This is a genomic window from Sphingorhabdus sp. (assembly GCF_040079335.1).
Classification (GTDB): Bacteria; Pseudomonadota; Alphaproteobacteria; order Sphingomonadales; family Sphingomonadaceae; genus Sphingorhabdus_B.
The window spans coordinates 1-5490 of sequence record NZ_JBEBKL010000081.1; the positions used below are offsets into that span (position 1 = coordinate 1).

6 protein-coding genes and 1 tRNA gene are annotated in these 5490 nt (G+C 60.1%); 4 read left to right on the top strand and 3 right to left on the bottom strand.

From position 1 onward, the window contains the following. On the top strand, positions 1–182 hold a 182-nt coding region (locus tag ABL922_RS13975; RefSeq protein WP_349024824.1), incomplete at its 5' end, for a hypothetical protein. A 210-nt stretch (positions 183–392) separates the two neighbouring features. Then, positions 393–761, top strand: coding sequence for a single-stranded DNA-binding protein (gene ssb / locus ABL922_RS13980; protein WP_349024825.1), 369 nt, complete (start codon positions 393–395; stop codon positions 759–761). Positions 762–833: 72 nt separating this feature from the next. On the opposite strand, the gene ABL922_RS13985 is transcribed toward ssb, so the two are convergent. Both ABL922_RS13985 and ABL922_RS13990 read right to left on the bottom strand, forming a co-directional pair. Continuing rightward, the gene (locus tag ABL922_RS13985; RefSeq protein ID WP_349024829.1) at positions 834–1070 is read right to left on the bottom strand and encodes a conjugal transfer protein TraD; all 237 of its coding nucleotides are present in this window, start codon (positions 1068–1070) and stop codon (positions 834–836) included. Between the two features lie 22 nt (positions 1071–1092). Further along, entirely contained in the window at positions 1093–1398 is a 306-nt protein-coding gene (locus tag ABL922_RS13990) for a conjugal transfer protein TraD (RefSeq protein WP_349024826.1), read from the bottom strand. Between the two features lie 172 nt (positions 1399–1570). On the opposite strand from ABL922_RS13990, the gene traA reads away from it, so the two are divergent. Continuing rightward, positions 1571–4456 carry a Ti-type conjugative transfer relaxase TraA gene (gene traA / locus ABL922_RS13995; protein ID WP_349024827.1) on the top strand — a complete coding sequence of 962 codons (2886 nt, stop codon included), beginning with the start codon at positions 1571–1573 and terminating at the stop codon, positions 4454–4456. A gap of 10 nt (positions 4457–4466) precedes the next feature. Beyond that, on the top strand, positions 4467–5246 hold the full coding sequence (locus ABL922_RS14000) for a DUF6118 family protein (protein WP_349024828.1): 780 nt from the start codon (positions 4467–4469) through the stop codon (positions 5244–5246). A 148-nt stretch (positions 5247–5394) separates the two neighbouring features. On the opposite strand, the gene ABL922_RS14005 is transcribed toward ABL922_RS14000, so the two are convergent. Then, positions 5395–5470 (bottom strand) — tRNA-Lys (locus ABL922_RS14005). Positions 5471–5490 lie beyond the last annotated feature (20 nt).

Genomic DNA, 5490 nt, shown 5'->3' on the forward strand with positions numbered 1-5490 from the left:
GTCAAACGTATCAGACATACGCAAATTGCTCCTTTTCAAATCATGAGAGTGTTCAAAGCATTGCCGATTGTTCAATCAGCTTGACATCGCAGGTGCTGGTGCGGGCAGTAGGTTCGCAATCCTTCTTGGATAATGAGTTTCCGCTGTTTGCCGACCACGAAACCATCCCCTTTCATGACTAATCCACGCCCCTGTCCCGACGATGCCTAGACGTGCAACCCGCACTCATGCGGGCCGTGTTGCTGCGCTCCGCGCCGCTGCCCGCGCCACTCCTGTGAGCGGGGTTTTCCTCACTGCGTTCGGTGCAGTCCTGACCGTGCCCGGTCTCATCGGGGCTCAGTCAAAGGGATGGTCTCTTGGACGGTTAGAAACAGGTTCGAAAGGTCAAATCCATGAAAAACACAGTCACTCTCGTCGGCTTCGTTGGCAACACTCCCGAAGTCCGCAACACCCAGTCAGGGGTATCGATTACCACCTTATCTCTTGCCACAACTCGCAGCTTCAAAGACGCCGACGGTAACCGCCAATCCGAAACCGAATGGCACCGCATCACTTGCTTCAATGGCGTTGGCAAATGCGTTGCAGAGCATGTCGCCAAAGGCGCGATGATCATGGTCACGGGCCGCATTCATTACACCAAGTGGACCGACCAGAACGGCACCGACCGCTATGGCTGCGAGATCATCGCCGAGCAGGTCGACTTCCTCGCCAAGGCCAAGGAAGCAACCAGCGACGAACCCAAGAAGCGGCGCTCGAAGTAGCGCCGAAGCATCACCGATCAGTACACCGAATAAAGGTTCCGCAGCACCCGTTGCGGGGCCTTTTTCTGTGTATCAATCCTCTACCGTTGTCGCTTCGGCTTCAAACGCCCGTTTGCCTTTCCGCTTCCAAATAGCCAGTGCCTGTTCACGGTCCTCGCTGCGCAGTTTAATGGCGACGGTCAGGAACGCACCGTAGAGTGTCGCGCGATCATCGTCGGTTAGGTCGACCAGTTCTGCTTTCACCACAAGCCCGCCCAGCTCGATCAGTTGCTTCGTGCGCTCGCGTCGCTTTACCTGCCAATCGCGCATGCCGGTACGTGCCTTTCGTGCCTCAAGCCGGTGTCGTGCCGCCGTCAGCCGTGCGAGCGCCGTCCAACTTGTTTTCAGTTCCTTCGCCACGCTTTCGCGCCGTGCCTTGAAAGAAGGAGATGCCGCGCTTGCGCCAGCTCTCCTTTCGAGCAGCTTCAGTAGTTTCGACGATGGATAGCAATGCACCGGCGAGCGTTTCCGCATCCATCGCATCGGCTCCCGTGGCAATGACCAGTTCGCCAAGTTGCTGGACGCGGCGTTCTTTGAGTTGCTTTGCCCTTTCGGCAAGTGCCTTCAGTTCCGAATCAATATCACGAGGTTTGCGCATCGTCTGTCTCCATTGAGAGTTGATGCAATCATCATAATATCGCGCGGCTCCTAATGCTGTAGAGTTGTCGAGACAGTCTGACACCACTTAGTCCCGAGCAGGATTTTATCATGGGAGGGCGCGCTTATACGTCGTGCCGACGTGGCTTTGATGGCGTAGATGGATTGCCATCATGGCAATCTTTCATCTCTCGGTCAAAGTCATCAGCCGCGCCAGCGGACGCTGCGCTGTGGCGGCAGCGGCCTATCGCGGAGCCGAACGGCTGCACGACGAGCGGCTCGACCGTGACCATGACTTCACCAACAAGGACGGCGTCGTTCATTCCGAAGTGATGCTGCCCGATGGCGCGCCGCCCGAGTTTGCAGACCGCGAAAAGCTCTGGAACGCGGTCGAGGCCGCCGAGAAGCGCAAGGACGCGCAGCTCTCCCGAGAGGTAGAGTTCGCGATTCCGCGCGAGATGAACAAGAGCCAGGGGATTGCGCTGGCCCGCGACTTTGCAAAGACCGAGTTCGTCGAGAAAGGCATGATCGCCGATCTCAATGTGCATTGGGATATCGGCAAGGACGGGAATCCAAAACCTCATGCGCATGTCATGTTGACCATGCGCGAAGTCGGAAAGGATGGTTTCGGCGCGAAGGTGCGCGAGTGGAACAAGGCCGAGTTGGTTGAGCAATGGCGCGAGCGATGGGCCGAGCATGTCAATCAACGCCTCGCCAAACTCGATATAGACGCCCGCGTCGATCATCGAACCTTGGAGGCGCAGGGCATTGCGCTCGAACCGCAGGACAAGATTGGCCCCGCCGCATCGCGCATCGGTGGACGCGGGCTTGAGGCAGAGCGCATCGAGGAACATCGCGCTATTGCACAGCGCAATGGTGAGCGGATCATCGCAAATCCGAATGTCGCGCTCGACGCGATCACGCACAGCCAAGCCACCTTCACGAACCGCGACCTTGCCATTTTCGTGCATCGGCATAGCGACGGGAAGGACCAGTTCGATGCGGCATTGAGCGCCGTTCGCGGATCGTCCGATTTCATCGCTTTGGGCAAGGACGGACGCGGGGAAGATCGCTTCACATCCCAGGCGATGATCGAGACCGAGCAACGGCTGCACCGCGCGTCGGAATTGATGGCTGAGCGCGAACGGCATCGCGTTGGCGAGGACAAACAAACGAGCGCGCTGGCGCGCGCCGAGGAGCGCGGCTTACTGCTATCGGGAGAGCAGCGCGCGGCGCTCGCGCACGTTACCGATAAGCGCGGCCTGAGTATAGTCGTCGGCTATGCCGGGACCGGCAAAAGCGCGATGCTAGGCGTTGCGCGCGAGGCATGGAAAAATGCGGGCTATAATGTTCGCGGCGCGGCGCTATCGGGCATTGCCGCTGAAGGACTGGAGCAGGGTTCGGGCATCGCGTCGCGCACCATTGCCAGCCTTGAACATCAATGGGGACAGGGCCGCGAACAACTGACTTCGCGCGACGTGCTGGTGATCGACGAGGCAGGCATGGTCGGCACGCGCCAGATGGAACGCGTCCTTTCTCACGCTGCCGATGCAGGTGCAAAAGTCGTGCTGGTTGGTGACCCGCAACAATTGCAGGCCATTGAAGCCGGAGCGGCGTTCCGTGCGATCCACGAACGGCATGGCGGCGTCGAAATCAGCGAAGTGCGCCGCCAGCATCAGGTCTGGCAGCAGGACGCGACCCGGCACCTTGCCACCGGACGAACCGGGCAGGCTATTCATGCCTATGGCGAGAGCGGCATGGTGCATCTTGCCGCGACGCGGGAGGTCGCACGCGAGAATTTGATCGAGCATTGGGATCGCGAAAGGCAGGCCAGCCCCGGTGATACACGGATCATTCTCACCCACACCAATGACGAGGTGCGCGGGTTGAACGAAGCTGCGCGCGGACGGATGCGAAACGCGGGTGAGCTGGGCAGTGACGTTTCGATCAAGGCCGAGCGCGGCGAGCGACAATTTGCCAGCGGCGACCGTATCATGTTCCTGCGAAACGAGCGCGGCCTTGGCGTCAAGAATGGTACGCTGGGCATCGTCGAGCAGGTGACCCCGCAGGGCATGGCCGTGCGCACCGACGACGGGCGTGCAGTGAAGTTCGATACCAAAGACTATGCGCATGTCGATCACGGCTACGCCGCGACGATCCATAAGGCACAGGGCATGACCGTGGACCGGACGCATGTTCTGGCGACGCCGGGCATGGACAGCCACGGAGCCTATGTCGCGCTGTCGCGCCACCGCGAGGGCGTGGACCTTCATTATGGCCGCGATGACTTTACCGACCAGTCAAAGCTTGTTCGCACGCTGAGCCGCGAACGCGGCAAGGACATAGCGAGCGATTACACGCCCGAGCAGCAATTTGCCGAGCGGCGAGGGATCACGTTCCGCCAGCGGATTGTTGAGATCGCACGGCAATTGCCCGAGCGTGCGAAGTCGATCTTCGCCAACTTCCGACCGCAAACGCAGAAGCTCGAAACTCTTCCCGGCGACCAGCATGGGCTTTCCAACCAGCGTCGTGCGGTCGAACGCTTTGCCCGCGCCGCCGACGACATGGCGAAGATGCGCGAGCAGGGTTTGCCGGTGCTTCCCCATCAAAGGGAGGCATTGGAAAAGTCTGGGAAGGCGCTCGACGCGATCAGGCCCCATGCCGCCGCCGATCTTGCCAGTGCGTTACAGCGCCAGCCTGAGTTGACCCGCGAGGCAGCCGACGGTCGGAGCCAAGGCGCAATCCGCGCCATGCAGCTTGAGTCTGAAATCCGCGTCGATCCGGTGCAGCGCGCCGACCGCTTTGTGAATGACTGGCAGCGGCTAGGGCAAGCACGGGCGGTCATGCAGCAAGGCGGCAACGAGAATGGTGCACACCGTGTCGCGGGCCGGATGGCCGACATGGCGAAAGGTCTTGAACGCGATCCACAGGTGGAATCGCTGTTGCGCAACCGGACGCGGGAACTTGGTCTCGGCAAGAACATCGAGCGCGATTTGTCGCGCGAACTTGCCGCGTCTGTGTCGTTCGAGCGGACCCGCTCGATTGGAATGAGCCTTTAGGAGAAACGAAATGGAAAATCCTGATACCGAAGAAGTGACACTGGACATCAAGGCGGAGGCGGAGGCGCACGCCGAGCCTCAGCCAAAACCCGCCGAGGTCGAAAGCGACCCCGCTGCCGAAGCGTTCGCGCGGCTTGAAGGCGAACTGGCGCTCATGCGGCGCGCGGTCCAGCATCTTGCCGCCGAGCGGGCGGACATCGTTATCCCCGACTATGGGGCGACCTTGACCGAGATGACAAAGCGGCTCGAAGAGATGGTAGAGAATCTTGATTGCATCGAGGAACACCCGGCCATGCAGGTTACTCCCGATAGCTTTGGCAGGCGGATCGAAGCCGCAGCGGAGGCGGCGCGGCGCGGCGATCAAACGCGGATCAACGACGCATATAATGAGCTTCGGCAAGCAGCGCAGGATATGCGCGGTGTCACATCCCATGCTCGCACTAGTGTGGACCAACGCCGCAAGGTGTTTCAGGCAGTCGGAGGCGGAGTGCTCGGCGGCATCCTGCTATGGTCTTTCCTTCCCGGAACCATCGCCCGTGCCGTTCCGGAAAGCTGGCACTGGCCCGAACGCATGGCGGCGAGAATGGTTGGCGAATCGTCGCGCTGGGATGCAGGCACGCGCCTCATGCGGAGCGAAAGCCCTCAGGCTTTGAACGCGCTGGAGCGGGCAGCCGATTTGCTGCGCGACAACCGAGAGGCTATCGAGGCTTGCCAGAAATCATCCGCGAACGCGAAGCAGCCGGTGCGTTGCACGGTCAGGATTCGGGCCGGGAGTAAGTCTCGCAATTGACACCCAAGCAGCATGTCATCCGATTTTCGGTTCCACCGAGACCCAGCACCGCCCGGTATGTACCAATCGAAATGTGGGCACGATTGTGGGGTGAGATCTTTTTAAACTCAGTTTTTTCTTTTAAAAACAAATGAATAAATGACTTGAATGGTAGACGCTGAGGGGTTCGAACCCACGACCCGCTGATTAAGAGTCAGCTGCTCTACCAACTGAGCTAAGCGTCCCCATTCGGGCGCGGGGCAAA